Here is a 16,964-nt window from a genome sequence, read left to right as displayed (position 1 = left end):
TTTAAGAGGGCTCTCTCATGCCCTCTGTTGCTGCGGGTACAACGCGACTGAACAGATATTTCAGGATCGTCCGCTTGCCGACATCAATATCGGCCGTCACTGGCATACCCGCACTGGGATGGAAGAAAGAAGGCTGACCATGAAGGGTATATTTGTCAATTCTTAGCCGGACACGGTAGAAAATGACAGAATCACCCTGTTTCATCATGGCAGAAGGATCAATCCCGGCCCTGATGTTCCCCTCGACCATTTCAGGTGGCAGGAACGTATCGGCACTGATGATGCTGACCGTACCCTTCGCCCCGCCATACTGGACATAAGGGAAGCTGGCAAACTTGATGATGGCATGATGGCCCTGCCGTACGTAGGCGCTGTCCTGCGGGCTCATGAGAGCCTCCACCTCCAGCCCGCTGTCGGTCGGCTCCAGCGTCATCACCCGCAGGGTGGGTTCCACCGTCGCTCCGACAGAAATGGGGGCTATGGTCAGCACGACACCATCCTGTGGGGCCCGCAGATCGATTTCCTTCTGCTGGACACGCCCCTTGCGGTAGTCACTCCTCAGCTGGTCCAGCCGCCGCTCGCCAACCACGAGCGTTTCATAGATCTTCGTCTTCCATGACTGGATATAGCTTTCCCGCAGGGCCTTGAGGGCGCTCAGACGGTTTTCCGTAGCACCAGCCGTCTGCTGGGCAGAGATCAGCGCCCGCTCCGTATCCATCACGGCGTCCTGTGCCCCGAGGGTGGAAAGACGGGACCCCACGGCTTCTTTCTGCTCCCGTTCCCGCATGTCCAGCACGGCCTGCGTGACCTTCAGCTTGCTGGCATACATGGCCGCACTGGCCCTGGCCGCCTGAAGGTCGTTCTGCATTCCGGCGATGCGACGGTCAAAATCCGCAACGTGGGACTGATAATCCACCTTCATCTGCATGAAGACCTGCGCCTGCTGGATGGAGGCTGGCACGTTCATGTCTGCCTGATAGTCCCCATCGGAGGCCTGCGCCTTGAGCCGGGACACTTCTGCCTGAAGGGACTGCATCTGGGCGGAGAGATTCTCCATGTCCACATTGCTCAGTGTCGGATCCAGACGGGCCAGAACCTGCCCTTTATGGACATATTCGCCAACCCGGGCATTGATCGATCTGACACGCCCCTGGGCCACAGGCTGTACCACCACGATGGGAGCGGTCGAGATGATCCGCCCCGTGACAGTCACGACCTTGTTGAGCGGGAACAGCGCCATGGCCGCCACGCTGGCCAGCACCAGCGACCCCACAAGCCACGTGATGTAGCGTGCCGAGGCCGTCATGGGCAGATTGACCATCCCCAGTGTAGGAGAATGGAACTCCAGCAGGGCTATGGGCATGTCCTCCGGGGCAAACGGATCATCCGCCTTGCGTGGCCCCTTGTGGTTGTCCTCATCCATGTTGGGGGCAGCCTGCTGCTCTGTCTCCTGTGCGGGGCCAGACCCGGTATGCCTGCTCTCGCTCATCATTCCTGCCCTCCTGAAGACGGACCATCACCTGCCTGTGCACCCTGCGAAAGATGCCGGTTCTGCTGGAGCCACAAGGTACGGTACACGTCGCAGCGTTCCAGCAGGACCTCATGCGGAGCAATATCAATGGCCCGCCCCTGATCCATCACGGCAATCTGGTCACAATCCACCAGCGAGGACAGACGGTGCGACACGATCACCATGGTCCGCCCCTTGGCCAGATTCTTCAGGTTGGCATTGACGAGGGCCTCGGATTCCGGGTCCAGCGCAGATGTTGCCTCATCAAGAATCATGAGTTTGGGGTCAGAGATCACGGCACGGGCAATGGCCAGACGCTGCCGCTGGCCACCGGAAATGTTGGTCGATCCTTCCTCGATCCAAGTCTCATACCCAGCGGGCATACGCTCGATGAATTCCTCCGCACCAGCCAGACGGGCCGCCCGGATCACATCATCCAGTGTCAGACCCGGGCGCCCGGCGGTGATGTTGTCATGAATGGTGCCCCGGAAGAGGAAGTTGTCCTGAAGGACCACACCAAAAGACCGCCGCAGGTAATGGAGGTTGATCTCACGCAGGTCGACACCATCAAGACGCAGGTAACCCTGATATTCCCGGCTGACCCCCTGAAGAAGACGGGTGATAGTTGATTTACCGGACCCGGAACGCCCGACAAGGCCGAGCATGGTCCCGGCAGGAACCTCGAACGTCACGTTCGACAAGGCCCTGGTCGAAGCTCCGGGATAGGTGAAATTGATGTTGCTGAAGCTCAGCGCTCCCTTGATGGGCGGACGCATGCCGTGGGTCAGGGCGTAGGTTTCCGTTGGCTGATTGAGCACCTCGCCAGCTTCTCCCAGAGACACGGTCACTTCATTGAGGGACTCCATGATCTTGGCCAGACCGACCAGCGGCGAAGCCACACGGCCGCCCAGCATCATGAAGGCCATGAGCGCACCGCCCTGCATGGTGTTGGCGTCCGTCAGCACCAGATAGGCACCAACCAGGATGATCCCCCGGTTGATGAACATGTTGAGCGGCTGGACCATCGTGCTGACCCAGTTGGCCAGACGCTGGGACGCCAGACGCCAGTGGATGACAACGGCCGTGCGATTGTCCCACGCTGCCCGCCGGGTATTTTCCAGCGCCAGGGTCTTGACGGTACGGATACCGGCCACGGTCTCATACAGTGTGGCTCCCCGCTGCATCTCCGCCCGGACCATCTTGCCCGCCACACGGCTGACCACAGGCAGCATGATGACCACGATCAGACCGATGGCCCCGGCAGCAACGAGTGTCAGCCAGGCCAGGGTGGAGCTCATGTAGAACAGCACCGGCATGACAACCATCAGCATGAACATGTCGAGCATGGTGTTCAGCACCTGCCCGGTCATGAAGTCACGTACCTTGAAGATGGAGTTGAAGCGCCCCAGCACCTCACCAGCCTGCTGGCGCTCATAGAACTCCAGCGGCAGGGCAAGAAGGCGGTTGAAGGCATGGAGGGAGATACGGGCATCCAGCCGGGTACTGACCACCAGTGTCAATTCCTGCCGGGCGTAAGTCAGCAGCACTTCGTACAGGCTTAGAATGACGACAAAACCCGTCAGGGAGACCAGGGTCGCCATGGAGTGATAGTTGATGACCCGGTCCACCACCTGCATGACGATCATGGCCGGGAACAGTCCCAGAACGCTCAGCACCATGGAGGAGAAGACGATGTCCCGCAGGCCCTTCTTCTCCCGCATGACCATTTTGGCGAACCAGTAGAAGTCGAAATTGGCGTCCGCCTCGGATTCATCGCTGCGTTTCTTGATGAGGACGACATCACCCGTCCAGAGCTGCATCAGCCTCAGCTCATCAATCGGAACAGGTGGCTCTCCCTCGCCCTTGAGGGGGTCCCGCAGCCAGACAATACCCTTCTCAGGGTCCGTACGGACCAGCAGGCCAGCAGACCCATCCCTGAACAGAAGCACGACAGGCGGCGTGAAGCCCAGCTTTACGAGATACCGCCACCGCAGGCGCATCCCCTTGGCCACGGCCCCAAAATCCCTGAGCCAACGGACAAGGGTTGCAGGCGACGGAGACGACTCCCCAGGCTCTGCGGCAAAGTCGTGTATATCCAGCTCGATACCATGATACCGCGCCGCTGCCATGACGGCCCGCAGACGAATATAGACCGGGCTCACACGCTGTGGCCTGGCATTGCCATGGTCTGGCCCATGGGTATTGGACTTGTGGCCTCCAGCTTCCTGCCCGGAAGACTGTTCGCCAGTTGGAGGCTGGTTCTCCACAGAATATCCTTACCTTGTCTCTTCACCCGCATCAGGCGTTCTGCTGCCTGATACCCCACTCACATCATGCCAGACGGAAATCTATAGGCAGTTACAGGCCACAAGCAAGGGCACAATATGATTTGCTGTTACTTTTTGCTCATCTTGTGGTGCCTCCCTCTCTCCCCTTCCATTCTCCCAGCCAGCTCCCCATCTGGAAGGCACTGAACGGGGCCACCATGGCCTCCCTCTTGCCCAACAGCAGAAGGCCCCTCCATGCTGACACCTCCGCACCAGGCGGCATCCCTGCCGGATTTCTTTTACCGCCCCCTCACCCTGCCTGTTGCCACAGCCCCCCGCCTCGTTGCCCTGAATACGGACCTGGCACAACAGCTCGGCCTTGATGTGGACTGGCTGCACTCTGCCGAAGGGCTGGCCTTTCTCTCCCGCGGGCTGCTGCCAGGCCGGGATGACACGTCACCAGGGCCTGTGGCGATGGCCTATGCCGGACACCAGTTCGGCCAGTTCGTTCCCTCTCTGGGTGATGGCCGGGCCGCCCTCATTGCCGACTGCCAGATGGAAGATGGCTGTCTGGTGGAGCTCCAGATAAAAGGAACAGGCCCGACGCCCTTCTCCCGCAGCGGTGATGGCCAGAACACGCTGGGGCCCGCCTTGCGGGAATATCTGGTGAGTGAAGCCATGCATGCTCTCGGGATTCCTACCACAAGAGCACTGGCCGTATTGACGACCGGTGACATGGTAGACCGGAGCGAGGGCCCCGTGCCCGGTGCCCAGATCGTACGGGTGGCCCGCAGCCATGTCCGGGTCGGCAGTTTTCAATATGCTGCGGCGCATGGCAGGCTGGAGCATGTCCGCCAGCTGGCGGATTTCACCATCCAGCGCCTGTTCCCCGACCTCGCTGCGGAAGGGCCGGGCCGTTATCTGGCGCTGCTGAAAACCGCCATAAAACAGCAGGCCCAGCTTGTGGCACGATGGATGGAGGCCGGCTTCATCCACGGTGTCATGAACACTGACAACTGCGCCCTCTCCGGGGAAACGCTGGATTATGGCCCCTGCGCCTTCATGGACCGGTTCGATCCCATGAAACGCTTCAGCTTCATCGACAGGGATGGCCGCTATGCCTATGGCCGGCAGCCCGCCCTAGCCCTGTGGAATCTCAGCCGTCTGGCAGAATGCCTGTTTCCACTCTTTGATGACGATGAGGACAGGGCCATCGACCAGGCGCAGGAAGCCCTGCATGATTATGACGGGCTGTTCCACCATCACTGGCTGGCAGGTTTCCGGCGCAAGCTGGGACTGGAAACACGGGATGACCATGACATCCGCCTGCTGGAGCATGTTCTGGAAACCATGCATACCGGGCAGGCCGATTTTACGAACACCTTCCGCATGATGGGCTCCCCGGAAGTCGCCATCGACGGGGATTATTCAGCCCTGCGGGACCTGTTCCCCGGCAACAGGGGCCATTTCGACCTGTGCCGGACAGAAATCCTTCATCGCCTGACGCTGGAAACGCGCCCGCCAGAACTCCGCCAGAAAACCATGCAGGGCACGAACCCCCGCATCATCCCCCGCAACCATCAGGTTGAAGCGGCACTGTCACAGGCCATGACGGGCGATTACCGGCTGTTCCACAAACTTCATGAAGCCCTGAAGACCCCTTTTGCCGAGGCCGATGACGGGCTGGATGCTGCCCCCCGGCCAGAGGAGGAAGTCCACCACACATTCTGCGGGACATGACACTCCCCGCCACTGTCAGGCGGGGAAAGCTCTTTTCACTGCGTCAGGCTGCGGACACGCTGAAGGGCCTGATCCAGCCCTTTCGTCGAGAAAAAGAGCTTCATCGGCTTGCCGGAAAACGTCATGGCCGTGAAAACGGCCTTCGGCTCTTTCAGCAGGCTGGCCCATTGCTGGTCATCAAAGCTCAGGGGAACAAGGCACCCTGTCGGCAGGCAGGTGGAAAAGGAATAGACATCCCCTACAGGCTGGGAGGCGTTGGTCAGTGTCAGGCCACGAACCAGGTCCAGCCCGAAGGGCACCGTAGCCACACCACGCACCTGTGTTCCGTCAGTCTCAAGACGGATGCTCATGACCCGCCTGTGGGACCGGGGCTCCAGCGCCTGCTGCTGCATGGCGCACTGAACATGACCATCCCCCCCTGCCCCATCATCAGGTGCCAGGCAGGCCACATCCCAGTCCTGATAACGCTCCCGCAGGGAGCTAGCCCCGTTGGGCAGGCTGGACGCCGCATAGGCGGACACCCCCGACAGAAGCACACAGCCCCAGAGCCCCCCCAACAGTCGCACCGCCACACCACCTTTTGCCATGGTCTTTTTTCCGTCCCGAGCCATTTCAGTCGTCCGGCCTTATAGACCATAGGACCCTGCTGGTCACCAGCCTGTCAGTTGCTTTCCCACCAATGCCGCTGCGCCATCCGGGCGGCCGTGCCCACATCCGCCTTCAGTTTGGCATCGCCCTGCGAGGTCTGGATCACACGGTCCGTCTCGGCCTGTTTCCGGGCGAGATCGGCCTTGATGACGTCATCCTCCCGGCTGGCCCTGGTCTCCAGCATCTTCAGCTTGAGCTGCTCTTCCTTCAGCTCAAGCTCACGGCTGGCCTCCTTGTAACGCCGGTCATCCTGCCATTCCGCATCACTGCGGGAATTGCGGGCAGCCGCAATGCGGGCGGCACTGTCCGCTGCCTGCCGCCGCAACCTTTCCTGCCTCTGCTGCGTCGCCCGGGCAGCCTGCTGCTGGGCGGCCTCCAACGCCAGACGGCGCTGGTCCTGACTGTCCTGGATGCGCCCAAGTGTCTCGAGCTGGGCAGGGTCTGTCGCCTGTGCAAGGGCGGCACCCCCCATCTCCCAGGGAGCTGCCAGAACCAGAGCCAGCAACATACGATTCCATCCACCTGAACGCATCATTCCATCCTCCTCCGGGAAAGACTCTGCCTCAACGCTTCGGGCAGGCCGCATTGGGCTGGACACGGGTCCCATTCTCACCCGTTGACACCAGCAGTGCCGTACCGGGCCGGTATTCGCAAGTCCGGCCCACCTGTGTGGAGAGCAGGACATCCCCGCCAGCCCGGTCCTGGTAAGCAATCGTCACACCATCAACAAGCGTATGACCACCCACAGCCTGCCCACCCACAAGGGATCCCCCCAGGGCACCACCGGCACCAGCAGCCAGACCACCGCCCCAGCCAGCATGACCAGCACCAACGGCCAGACCACTGCCAAGAGCTGCCCCCAGAATGCCACCGACAATCTTCGCCGTATCGCGGTTACGGGAATTGTCCACGTTCACACGGGCAGCAGACACGGAAATGATCTGCACGGCACGGCCCCGCTGCACGGTATTGACCTGGGACTGGTCATAGACATCCGGCCGTGACTCCTGTCCCGGCGTCACACAGGCACCCAGAGCCAGAAAAGGTACGATCATGACAGCCATCAGGCCACGGGTTTTCAACATGGTCTCTCCACTCTCCAGAACAGCCCACCACAGAATACAGACAGGGCCATGAAAAAAGCCTTCCATTACAGGAACATCCCTCCAGGCAGCACCACCCGGGAAGGCCAACCATCCCTTTTTCCAGAAACAGGAACCCCATCGTCAAGCCGGATTCGTGCAAAATTCTTCCACCTTTACGGGACATCACCGGTCCGATAGTGAACCAGTTCATGTTTCCCTGACTGTCAGACGGACCCAGCCCCATGACCACTGCCAGCACCCTCCCCCATCTCTGGCTGCCCTACAGCCAGATGCAGACCGCCCCCATGCCGGTGGAGGCTGCCGCCACCTCCGGCAGCACCATCACCCTTGCGGATGGACGGACGCTTGTTGATGGCATCGCCTCATGGTGGACGGCCTGCCACGGCTACAACCATCCCCATATCCGGCAGGCCCTCGTCCGGCAGGCAGAAACGATGCCGCATGTCATGTTCGGCGGGATGGTCCACCAGCCCGCCATGACACTGGCCCGGCGTCTGTCAGACCGGCTGCCCGGCGATCTGGAGCGGGTCTTCTTCACCGATTCAGGGTCCGTGGCGATGGAGGTGGCAGCCAAGATGGCCATCCAGTACCAGCTCAACCAGGGGCGGGAAGGGCGGCACAGGCTCCTCTCCTTCCGGGGCGGGTATCATGGGGACACGCTGGCCATGATGGCCGTCTGCGACCCGGAAGAAGGGATGCACCGCCTGTTCGGAGAGGCCCTGACACCGCAGATCATTGCCGACCTCCCCACCACGCCCGGGACGCTGGCGGCACTGGAAACCCTTCTCTCCGAGCGGAGCCACGAGATCGCCGCCATCATCACCGAACCCCTCGTGCAGGGGGCAGGCGGGATGCTCTTCCACGGGCCGGAAACCCTCCGTCATCTCCGCCGTCTCTGCGATGACCACGGCATCCTGCTCATCATTGATGAAATCTTCACCGGGTTCGGCCGGACGGGGACATTTTTCGCCTGCGAACAGGCCGGGATCACGCCGGACATCATCACCCTGTCCAAGGCCCTGACAGGCGGCACCATGCCCCTCGCCGCCACCATTGCCCGGAAACACGTGTTCGAGGCCTTCCTCTCGGATGATCCGCTCCATGCCCTCATGCATGGCCCGACCTTCATGGCCAATCCACTGGCCTGTGCCGTGGCCAATGCCTCGCTGGACCTGTTCGATCAGGAGCCACGGCTGGAACAGGTCCAGTCCATCAGTGCCCAGATGGCAGCAGAGCTGGAACCCTGCCGCTCCCTGCCCGGCGTCAGGGATGTCCGTGTTCTGGGTGCCATCGGTGTCGTGGAGCTGGAAACGCTGGATGACCCGGAGGCCCTCAAGCGGGCCTTCATCGAAAAGGGCGTCTGGGTCCGTCCCTTCCGGCACATCGTCTATCTCACGCCCGCCTTCACCATCACGCCCGATGAGCTGAGCAGACTGACCGGCAGCATCCATCATGTCCTGAAGGACCATCTGGGATGAACACCCTCCAGTCCGCCCTTCAGGCAGCCCTGCATGAGCGGGACCGCCAGCATACCCGCCGCCATCTTGTCCCCGTGGAGCGGCAGGGCGGCTCTCTGCTCCGTCAGGGCCGGAAGCTGGTTGATGTCACCTCCAACGACTATCTCGGCCTTGCGGACCATCCCCTGCTGCGCCAGAGGGCGGCGGACTGGGCGGAACGGTACGGCACGGGCGCACGGGCCTCCCGCCTTGTCAGCGGTACCCTGCCCCTGCACACGCAGCTGGAAGAAAAACTGGCCCGCTTCAAGAAAAGCGAGGCGGCCCTGCTGTTCGCCAGCGGATGGCAGGCCAATGCGTCCCTGCTCCCCGCCCTCAACCACCTGTCCCGCCAGCAGACGGGCCATCCGGCCATCCTCTTCATGGACCGCCTGAACCATGCCAGCCTGCATCATGGCTGTCTGGCGGCCGGGCTGCGGCAGGTGCGCTTCCATCATAACGATCTTGCCCATCTGGAAACCCTGCTGGACCGCCATGCCGACCAGAAGGGCCTGAAATTCGTCATCACCGAGACTGTCTTCTCCATGGATGGAGACCGGGCCGACATCCCCGCCCTGCGGGCACTGGCAGACCGTCACGGGGCCTTCCTTTACGTTGATGAAGCCCATGCCACCGCCGTTCTGGGGCCGGGTGGGTGCGGCCTGTCCAGCGGGCTGGCGGACATCACCATGAGCACGGCCAGCAAGGCCCTGGGTGGAATGGGAGCCTTCGTGACGGGAAGTCGGGCCCTCTGCGACTATCTGGTCAATCAGGCCTCCGGCTTCATTTACAGCACGGCCCTGCCCCCTGCCTGCCTCGGGGCACTGGATGCCGCCCTTGAGATCGTCCCTTCACTGGAGGCTGAACGCCTGCATCTCCAGCATCAGGCCAGCCGTCTGCGCCAGCGACTGAATGATGCAGGGTGGAAGACAGGCCCCTCCAGCACACAGATCATTCCGGTCATGATCGGAGACAGTGAAACGGCCCTGCATGTCGCCCGCTCTCTGGAGGAAAAAGGATTCCTCAGCATTGCCATTCGTCCGCCCACCGTCCCGCCCGGCACGGCCCGCCTGCGGATCGCTCTGGAAAGCCGCCTTTCCGCCACCACCATAGACCAGCTCGGCGACGCCCTGCTGGACAGCCTGCGAAGTGTGACGCCCCGATGATGACGCTCCATTTCCTGCATGGCTGGGGCTATGATGCCAGCTTCTGGACACCACTGCGGCAGCATCTGCCGGAATTCCGGCATGTCTGTGCTGATGCGGGCTATTTCGGAGCGACGACACGGCCAGACCTGCCGGAAACTCCCTTCTGGGCCGTGGGCCATTCCGCCGGGGCCTGTTCCCTGCTGGCCCTGGAAGCACCGCACTGCCTTGGCCTCATCAGCATCAACGGCTTTGCCCGCTTCACCAGAGACGAGGATTTCCCGGACGGTGTGCCGGAACGCATCCTTCACCGCATGATCCGGCAGCTGGACCGTCAGCCACGGGATGTCCTGCGCCAGTTCCGCCAGATGTGTGGAGAGACCGATCCCGTTCTCCCCACCACGCTGGACCATGAAGCCCTGAAAACCGGCCTTGCCGCACTGGCCGGGATGGACCACCGCCCCCTCCTGCCCCGCTGGGAAGGGCGTCTCCACAGCCTGCACAGCCCGGATGACCCGCTCTCTCCTGCCAGAAACGGGCTGGGTCCCGCAGCCAATGGCATCAGCCTGCCCGGCGGGCATCTTCTGCCCCTCACGCACCCGCAGGACTGCGCCATCCTTCTCAGGCGCATCATCAGGGACACCCCTCCAGCATGACATCCCACCGCAAGACCGACATTGCCGCCCGCTTTGATGCCGCCCACGATTATGAACAGGCGGCCTTCATCCAGAAACAATGCGCCCGGATGCTGGCCGGGCGCATCTGCCAGAGCCATCTCCTGCACCCGCCCCGCCGGATTCTGGAATTCGGCTGCGGAACCGGCCTGCTGAGCCGTGAGCTGGTGACCGCTTTCCCGCAGGCGGAACTTCACCTGACCGACCTGGCCCCTGCCATGCTGGACAGGGTCCGCCGGACTCTGGCTCCTCTGCCCGCAACCGTGCATCTTTATGTCATGGATGGGGAACATCCCCAGCCACGGGATGAAACAGGTGGAGGGTTCGACCTCATCACCTCCAGCCTCTGCCTGCAATGGTTCGAGGACCGGGCCGGAGCCTTCCGTGACCTTGTGGCTCTCCTGCGGCCCGGCGGCCGACTGATGGTCAGCACCCTGCTGGCGGGCAGCCTGCATGAATGGCAGGAAAGCTGTGAAGCCGCCGCCATTCCCTGTGGCGTGCCGGACTATCCCACCCTCACGCAGCTTCAGCAGGACTGGCCACCGGGAGGGCATGGCCAATGGGACGCCTGCCCGCTCCATGACCCCAGCCCCTCGGCCCGGCACTTCCTGAAGGGGCTGCGCATGATCGGGGCGTCCCTGCCGAAAAACGGGCATCAGCCGACCCTGGGCCTGCGCAGGGCCATGCGCCATTTTGACAGCCATTTCGACCATGTGACCTATCAGGCCGCCTTCGGCGCCTTCCAGAAAGGACACTGACCACCATGCTCCTCTCCTCCCCCTCTCCTCTGCCACAGGCGGCTCCGCAAGGCGTTTTCGTCACCGGGACGGATACCGGCATTGGCAAGACTCTCACCAGTGCCATCCTGACGAAAGCGTGGCAGGGCACATACTGGAAGCCGTTCCAGACCGGTCTGGCTGAAGAAGAAGGGGATACACCCACCGTCCAGCGTCTGACCGGCCTGCCGGACAGGCATTTCCTGCCCCCGGCCCATGCCTTTCAGGCCCCCCTGGCACCGGCTGCGGCCGGCCTGCTGGAAGGGGTAACGCTGGACCCTGACCAGCTCACCCTGCCTGCTGTCCCGCAGGCTCCGCTGATCGTGGAAGGAGCTGGTGGCCTCATGGTCCCCCTGACAGATACCATGCTGATGATCGACCTCATCGCCCGACTGGGCCTGCCCGTCATTCTGGTCACACGCAGCGGGCTGGGGACGCTCAACCACACGCTGCTCAGCCTGGAAGCCCTGTATCGACGTGATATTCCTGTCCTCGGCTTCATCACCAACGGGCCAGCCTCTCCCCAGAACAGCCAGACGCTGGAACGGCTGGGACGGACCCGGTCTCTCCATCACCTTCCCGCAATTCCCGGCACACCAGAGCCCCATGATATCAACAGGATAACGTGCCAGTTTCCGTCCTGGGAGGAAATATGGAACCTGAACAGTCCCCTTTAATCAGCATTGAGACTACATTTTTTTAATGTAATCTGCCCTGAAATTACCATTCCCTCACCCTTTGATCCCGGGTTAGACAGGGAACAAGACTGTATGGACAGGCGGGGTTTTGAAAGTACATCATGAAACTGCATCGTCGTGAACTTGTAAAAGCAGGTATGAGCCTCGGAGCAGGACTGGCTCTTGCAGGGGGACGCAGCCTGCGGGCACAGACAGTCGACGTCGCTCCGACCCATTTTGATGACGGTACCGTGCGCTCCCTGGCCCAGGCTCTGGCCGGCAGAAGCTACCATGCACCACCGAAGGACCTGCCTGACTCTCTGGCCCACATGACGTTCGACCAGTTTTCGTCCATCCAGTTCAATCCTGAAAAAACCCTCTGGGGACAGGATCATCTGGCCTTCGATGTCCAGTTCTTTCCCCGTGGCTATCTGTACAAACAACAGGTTGATGTTTTTGAGGTCGAAAATGGCGCCGCCCACCCCATCACCTGCACAGCTGACACATTCAGCAGCCGGGATTCCTCTCTGAACATCAGCGCCGGGGAGGGGTTCTCCGGCCTGCGCATCCGCTATGCCCTCAACCGGCCTGATGTCATGGAGGAATGTGCGGTTTTCCTCGGGGCTTCCTATTTCCGTGCCGTGGCAAAAGGGCAGAATTACGGCCTGTCTGCCCGGGGCTTTGCCAAGGATACCGGCACACCGACCGGTGAGGAATTCCCCGTTTTCCGGGCCTTCTGGCTTGAGAAGCCGGCTACGGGCAGCCAGTCCCTCGTCCTGCATGCCCTGATGGACAGCCCCTCCCTGACCGGTGCGTTCCGCTTTACCATCCGTCCCGGGGAGACGACCCTTTTTGATGTCCAGTCCACCTTCTTCCCCCGTGTGGACATCTCGGCAGGCGGTATCGCCCCACTGACAGGCATGTATTATTTCGATGCCAATGACCGGGTGCATGTGAATGACTGGCGACCTGCCGCCCATGACAGTGAAGCCCTCCAGATATGGACGGGCGCTGGCCAGAACATCTACCGCCCGCTGACCAACCCGACCGACCTCCAGCTCTCATCCTTCAGTGATGCCGGGCCCTATGGCTATGGGCTGATGCAGCGCAAACGGTCCTTCCATGATTATGAAGACCTCGCCCTGCATTACGAAAAGCGCCCCTCCTTATGGGTGGAGCCTGTCGGCAACTGGGGCAGGGGCAGTGTCAATCTGGTGGAGATTCCTACCCCCAGTGAAGTCAACGACAACATCGTATCCTTCTGGCGCCCCCAGTCCCCCATGAAGGCCGGGCAGAGCTACAACTTCACGTATCGCATGTACTGGGGCTGGGACACGCCATGGCCGACCCATCTGGCCCGCATCCATGATACCCGTGTCGGTGCCGTGACGGATCACCCCGACAGGGTCCAGTTCGTGCTGGATTTTGATGGTGAGCCGTTCCGTACACTTTCCGATCCGGCTTCCTATCACCTTGTCGCCCAGACATCGACAGGCAGCATCGGAGCCATCACACTCATGCCAAATCCGGACATCAATGGCATCCGGGCCTTCTTCCAGCTGACCCCTGGGGAGACGAAACTCTGCGAGCTTCAGGTCCAGCTGGCCAACATGCAGGGGCCTGTTTCCGAGACATGGCTGTACCGCTGGACCCCATGAGAGAGATGCAACACACGCAGCAGACTGCTTTTCTTCCTCCCGAATCTCCCCTGCCCATGCCCGTGCAGGACCTCCACAAGGCACCGGACCGCCATGGCCGGGCCTTCTGGCGGCTCCCTACGACCCCGACGCTGCTCTGGCTGCGACGCCTGGCCGTGTTTGGGGCTGCTTTCCTCCTGACCGGCTACAGCGTGGTCAAGATCAACGCCGTCTTCAACTCCCTGGGGACAAGCACGCTAGGGATCATCATGCTGGGGCTGTTCAGTATCCTCAGCTTCTGGATCTCCCTGTCCTGCGCCTCAGCACTCGGGGGCTTCTGGGCCATGCTACGTCATGGCGGGCTGGGGCTTGGCATCCGCCGCACCGGCCCACTGCCGCAACTGTCCGGCAAGACCGCCATCCTGCTCCCCACCTACAATGAGCCGCCCCAGAGGGTGATGACCAATCTCCGGGCCATGCTCAAGAGCCTTCAGGAGACGGGACGGGGCGACCATTTCGACATCTTCATCCTTTCCGACACGACTGATCCAGACATCTGGGTGCAGGAAGAGCAGGCCATTCTGGACCTCCACAAACAGGATTACGCCCGCAAGCACCTGTTCTACCGCCGCCGTTTCAAGAACACGGACCGCAAGGCAGGGAATATCGGCGAATGGGTCACCCGTTTTGGCGGGGCCTACCCGGCCATGCTCACCCTGGATGCAGACAGCCTGATGGATGGTGGACTGATTGTCCGCATGGCGGCCGCCATGGAACAGCATGAGCAGGTTGGTCTCATTCAAAGCCTGCCTGTCATCGTGGGGGGACAGACACTCTTTGCCCGGATGCAGCAGTTTGCCGGACGTGTGTATGGGCCACTGATTGCACAGGGGATTGCCTGGTGGCATGGCTCGGAAGGTAATTACTGGGGCCATAATGCCATCATCCGCACGCAGGCCTTTGCCGAGCAGGCCGGTCTGCCACACCTTCCCGGCAAGCCACCTTTTGGCGGGCATATTCTGAGCCATGACTTCATCGAAGCAGCCCTGATGCGCCGTGGCGGCTGGGCCATCCACATGGTTCCGGGTCTGAGTGGTTCCTATGAGGAAAGCCCCCCTTCCCTGACGGACATTGCCGTACGGGATCGCCGCTGGTGCCAGGGGAACCTTCAGCACGCCCGTATCCTCTTCACCAGGGGGATGCACTGGGTCAGCCGGTCCCACATGCTGGTGGGCATCGGTTCTTACATCATGTCACCACTCTGGCTGCTGTTCCTGCTCTTTGGCATTCTCATTGCCTTGCAGGCACATTTCTATCATCCAGAATATTTCAGCACACAGCGCAGCCTTTACCCACATTGGCCGCACGTGGATCCCATTCTGGCCCGGCTGGTCTTCATCCAGACCATGATCGTCCTTCTGGCCCCCAAGGCTCTGGCTTTTCTTGCCATCTGTCTTGACCCCAAAGAGCGGGAACAGGCAGGTGGTGTGGTACGGCTTGGCTGGTCCATTCTTCTGGAAACGCTCATTGGGGCACTCATTGCCCCGATTGCCATGCTGATCCAGACCTCGGCCATCCTGTCCATCCTGCTGGGCCGTGATTCCGGCTGGAAGGCCCAGAACCGTGACGATGGCAGCCTGCCCTGGGCTGATACGGTGCGAAAATACTGGTTCTACAGCCTGTTCGGCCTCATCCTGAGCGCTGCGGCGTGGTCCGTGTCCCTTTCCCTGTTCCTCTGGATGCTGCCTGTCCTGATCGGCCTGCTGCTGGCCATTCCTCTTGTCGGCTTCACCAGCAGCAGCCGGATTGGTCAGGCAATGCGTAAAGCTGGTCTTCTTCTCATTCCTGAAGAAACGGCGCCACCGCCGATCATCCAGAAAGCGCATGAAGAACGGAATCACCCACATCCTGTAATTGTGGAGGCTTTTCACGCTCTTCGCAGCAGTTCAACCCTGAGGCATGCCCACCTGCGGACACTGCCTCCCCCTCGGAAGCCAGGAGACCCCATCTCCGTGCCGCTGCTGACTGGCTCCCTGAAGCTTCAGGAAAGTGCAACTCTGGAAGACGCTCTGGCACAGCTGACACCAGCGGAGAAGGCTGCTGTCCTGAGCTGTGGCCATGACATTGCCATTCTGGCTGACCTCCCTGTCAGCACACCCAACCTTACAGATGCGCCACAGCACCACTGACGGTTATACATCTTGAACAAGAGTTGGGGCTGCCCTGATTTTTTTATGGGGCAGCCCCATTGTCTATAACGACGCAGAGCCCATCTCTACAGGCAGAGGTTTCCAGTCGGTATCCCACGGGACCGGCTGGGACCAACCACCATAACAGGCCCTTCGCATGGGGGGCGGGAGTAGGTTCATGTCCATCAACGTTGTTTACAAAACCACGGCACGCGCAACCGGTGGCCGGGATGGGTTTGCAGAGACCACAGACGGCAGCTTCCGTGTTGACCTTGGTGTTCCCAAAGAAATGGGTGGCAATGGCAAGGGCAATAACCCGGAGCAGCTTTTTGCTGCTGGTTATTCCGCCTGTTTCCTCGGTGCCATGAAATTTGTTGCTGGTGAAGAGAAGATCGAAATTCCTGCGGACACGCATGTTCAGGCTACAGTCGGCATCGGTCCCCGCTCTGACGGCGGTTTCGGGCTGGAAGTTGCCATTGAGGTGTCCCTGCCGGGTATGGACCGGACGAAAGCCGCTGAGCTGGTGAAGAAGACGGAGTTCGTCTGCCCCTACGCCAATGCTACGAAGGGAAATATCAAGACGGTCGTTACGCTGGTCTGATTAGTTGGAACAGGGCGCTGACCCAGCGCCCTGCCCTTCTGTCTTAAGAGATTGCTTCATTGTAGTGTAGCAATAGCCACGCTGACATCATGAAGGTCTCTTCTTGAATGTCGTAATGACAAGCGCCACTGCTGCCAATAGGGTAACCTGGAACCCAAATCCAAACGTAATCTGGGATATCACCTTCTTGGCCAACACGCCCGGGTCAGGCATTGAGAGCGCTTGCTGGGCAGAAAATTGCCCGAACAATCCACCCAAACCATTCATGAGCCCATTTGTAGAGCTCTGCAGGCACGCTTCCCCACAACATAGCTCTACTGTTAACAAGCAATATGCCGATGGTTCCGTATCAACTTGTTTGGGAGTATTCGTGGGTATGGATGCGGGGGTAGGATTTGAACCTACGACCTTCAGGTTATGAGCCTGACGAGCTACCGGGCTGCTCCACCCCGCGTTGGTGGGTGGTTTTTATGGGGGTGGGTGAGCGAGGGGACCTGGCGG

General features: G+C 61.1%; 14 protein-coding genes and 1 tRNA gene. 9 read left to right on the top strand and 6 right to left on the bottom strand.

The features are described 5' to 3' along the window. Position 1: 1 nt before the first annotated feature. Complete coding sequence (locus GM608_RS00075; protein WP_081562579.1) at positions 2–1,492, bottom strand: HlyD family type I secretion periplasmic adaptor subunit; 1,491 nt, start codon at positions 1,490–1,492, stop codon at positions 2–4. Next, positions 1,489–3,639 (bottom strand): peptidase domain-containing ABC transporter, encoded by a 2,151-nt coding sequence (locus GM608_RS00070; protein WP_043559742.1) that lies wholly within the window; start codon positions 3,637–3,639, stop codon positions 1,489–1,491. The genes GM608_RS00075 and GM608_RS00070 overlap by 4 nt, the downstream gene beginning before the upstream one ends. A 393-nt stretch (positions 3,640–4,032) precedes the next feature. Here GM608_RS00070 and GM608_RS00065 point away from each other — a divergent pair, with 393 nt between their 5' ends. Continuing rightward, on the top strand, positions 4,033–5,517 hold the full coding sequence (locus GM608_RS00065) for a protein adenylyltransferase SelO family protein (RefSeq protein WP_333644783.1): 1,485 nt from the start codon (positions 4,033–4,035) through the stop codon (positions 5,515–5,517). Between the two features lie 35 nt (positions 5,518–5,552). Here the strand turns inward: GM608_RS00065 and GM608_RS00060 are convergent, their stop codons facing one another. The 3 genes from GM608_RS00060 to GM608_RS00050 form a co-directional block, all read right to left on the bottom strand. Further along, positions 5,553–6,104, bottom strand: coding sequence for an invasion associated locus B family protein (locus tag GM608_RS00060; RefSeq protein ID WP_166651599.1), 552 nt, complete (start codon positions 6,102–6,104; stop codon positions 5,553–5,555). Positions 6,105–6,178: 74 nt separating this feature from the next. Continuing rightward, positions 6,179–6,700 carry a DUF5384 family protein gene (locus GM608_RS00055; protein ID WP_152332660.1) on the bottom strand — a complete coding sequence of 174 codons (522 nt, stop codon included), beginning with the start codon at positions 6,698–6,700 and terminating at the stop codon, positions 6,179–6,181. Positions 6,701–6,728: 28 nt separating this feature from the next. Continuing rightward, positions 6,729–7,250 (bottom strand): hypothetical protein, encoded by a 522-nt coding sequence (locus GM608_RS00050; protein WP_043559746.1) that lies wholly within the window; start codon positions 7,248–7,250, stop codon positions 6,729–6,731. A 242-nt stretch (positions 7,251–7,492) separates the two neighbouring features. Between GM608_RS00050 and GM608_RS00045 the strand changes: the two genes are divergently transcribed. The 8 genes from GM608_RS00045 (at position 7,493) to GM608_RS00010 (ending at position 16,463) form a co-directional block, all read left to right on the top strand. Next, a complete protein-coding gene (locus GM608_RS00045; protein WP_154981313.1) occupies positions 7,493–8,749 on the top strand; it encodes an adenosylmethionine--8-amino-7-oxononanoate transaminase in 1,257 nt (418 codons plus the stop codon). Further along, a complete protein-coding gene (locus tag GM608_RS00040) occupies positions 8,746–9,930 on the top strand; it encodes an 8-amino-7-oxononanoate synthase (RefSeq protein ID WP_086442222.1) in 1,185 nt (394 codons plus the stop codon). Before GM608_RS00045 ends, GM608_RS00040 begins: the two co-directional genes overlap by 4 nt. Further along, a complete protein-coding gene (locus tag GM608_RS00035) occupies positions 9,927–10,565 on the top strand; it encodes an alpha/beta hydrolase (RefSeq protein ID WP_333644782.1) in 639 nt (212 codons plus the stop codon). Before GM608_RS00040 ends, GM608_RS00035 begins: the two co-directional genes overlap by 4 nt. After that, positions 10,562–11,341 (top strand): methyltransferase, encoded by a 780-nt coding sequence (locus GM608_RS00030; RefSeq protein ID WP_249109845.1) that lies wholly within the window; start codon positions 10,562–10,564, stop codon positions 11,339–11,341. The genes GM608_RS00035 and GM608_RS00030 overlap by 4 nt, the downstream gene beginning before the upstream one ends. Before the next feature lie 5 nt (positions 11,342–11,346). Continuing rightward, positions 11,347–12,036 carry a dethiobiotin synthase gene (bioD, locus tag GM608_RS00025; RefSeq protein WP_333644781.1) on the top strand — a complete coding sequence of 230 codons (690 nt, stop codon included), beginning with the start codon at positions 11,347–11,349 and terminating at the stop codon, positions 12,034–12,036. Between the two features lie 122 nt (positions 12,037–12,158). Beyond that, positions 12,159–13,694 (top strand): glucan biosynthesis protein, encoded by a 1,536-nt coding sequence (locus GM608_RS00020; protein WP_154981317.1) that lies wholly within the window; start codon positions 12,159–12,161, stop codon positions 13,692–13,694. A 5-nt stretch (positions 13,695–13,699) separates the two neighbouring features. Continuing rightward, complete coding sequence (gene mdoH / locus GM608_RS00015; RefSeq protein ID WP_249090413.1) at positions 13,700–15,862, top strand: glucans biosynthesis glucosyltransferase MdoH; 2,163 nt, start codon at positions 13,700–13,702, stop codon at positions 15,860–15,862. Between the two features lie 178 nt (positions 15,863–16,040). Further along, positions 16,041–16,463: an organic hydroperoxide resistance protein gene (locus tag GM608_RS00010; protein ID WP_043559686.1), complete on the top strand. Its 423-nt coding sequence runs from the start codon at positions 16,041–16,043 to the stop codon at positions 16,461–16,463. A gap of 377 nt (positions 16,464–16,840) precedes the next feature. Here GM608_RS00010 and GM608_RS00005 read toward each other — a convergent pair. Beyond that, a tRNA-Met gene (locus GM608_RS00005) sits at positions 16,841–16,917 on the bottom strand. Positions 16,918–16,964 lie beyond the last annotated feature (47 nt).

Origin of the sequence: Bombella sp. ESL0380, assembly GCF_009725805.1 — a bacterium.
Lineage (GTDB): Bacteria > Pseudomonadota > Alphaproteobacteria > Acetobacterales > Acetobacteraceae > Bombella > Bombella apis.
The sequence above is the reverse complement of the archived record's forward strand: the minus strand, read 5'-3'. Positions and strand labels throughout refer to the sequence as shown.

Bases quoted from the DNA above. Each gene is read 5' to 3' on its own strand.
- GM608_RS00075 (WP_081562579.1), bottom strand. From the start codon at position 1,492: ATGATGAGCGAGAGCAGGCATACCGGGTCTGGCCCCGCACAGGAGACA.
- GM608_RS00070 (WP_043559742.1), bottom strand. From the start codon at position 3,639: ATGGCAGCGGCGCGGTATCATGGTATCGAGCTGGATATACACGACTTT.
- GM608_RS00065 (WP_333644783.1), top strand. From the start codon at position 4,033: ATGCTGACACCTCCGCACCAGGCGGCATCCCTGCCGGATTTCTTTTAC.
- GM608_RS00060 (WP_166651599.1), bottom strand. From the start codon at position 6,104: ATGGCAAAAGGTGGTGTGGCGGTGCGACTGTTGGGGGGGCTCTGGGGC.
- GM608_RS00055 (WP_152332660.1), bottom strand. From the start codon at position 6,700: ATGATGCGTTCAGGTGGATGGAATCGTATGTTGCTGGCTCTGGTTCTG.
- GM608_RS00050 (WP_043559746.1), bottom strand. From the start codon at position 7,250: ATGTTGAAAACCCGTGGCCTGATGGCTGTCATGATCGTACCTTTTCTG.
- GM608_RS00045 (WP_154981313.1), top strand. From the start codon at position 7,493: ATGACCACTGCCAGCACCCTCCCCCATCTCTGGCTGCCCTACAGCCAG.
- GM608_RS00040 (WP_086442222.1), top strand. From the start codon at position 8,746: ATGAACACCCTCCAGTCCGCCCTTCAGGCAGCCCTGCATGAGCGGGAC.
- GM608_RS00035 (WP_333644782.1), top strand. From the start codon at position 9,927: ATGATGACGCTCCATTTCCTGCATGGCTGGGGCTATGATGCCAGCTTC.
- GM608_RS00030 (WP_249109845.1), top strand. From the start codon at position 10,562: ATGACATCCCACCGCAAGACCGACATTGCCGCCCGCTTTGATGCCGCC.
- bioD (WP_333644781.1), top strand. From the start codon at position 11,347: ATGCTCCTCTCCTCCCCCTCTCCTCTGCCACAGGCGGCTCCGCAAGGC.
- GM608_RS00020 (WP_154981317.1), top strand. From the start codon at position 12,159: ATGAAACTGCATCGTCGTGAACTTGTAAAAGCAGGTATGAGCCTCGGA.
- mdoH (WP_249090413.1), top strand. From the start codon at position 13,700: ATGCAACACACGCAGCAGACTGCTTTTCTTCCTCCCGAATCTCCCCTG.
- GM608_RS00010 (WP_043559686.1), top strand. From the start codon at position 16,041: ATGTCCATCAACGTTGTTTACAAAACCACGGCACGCGCAACCGGTGGC.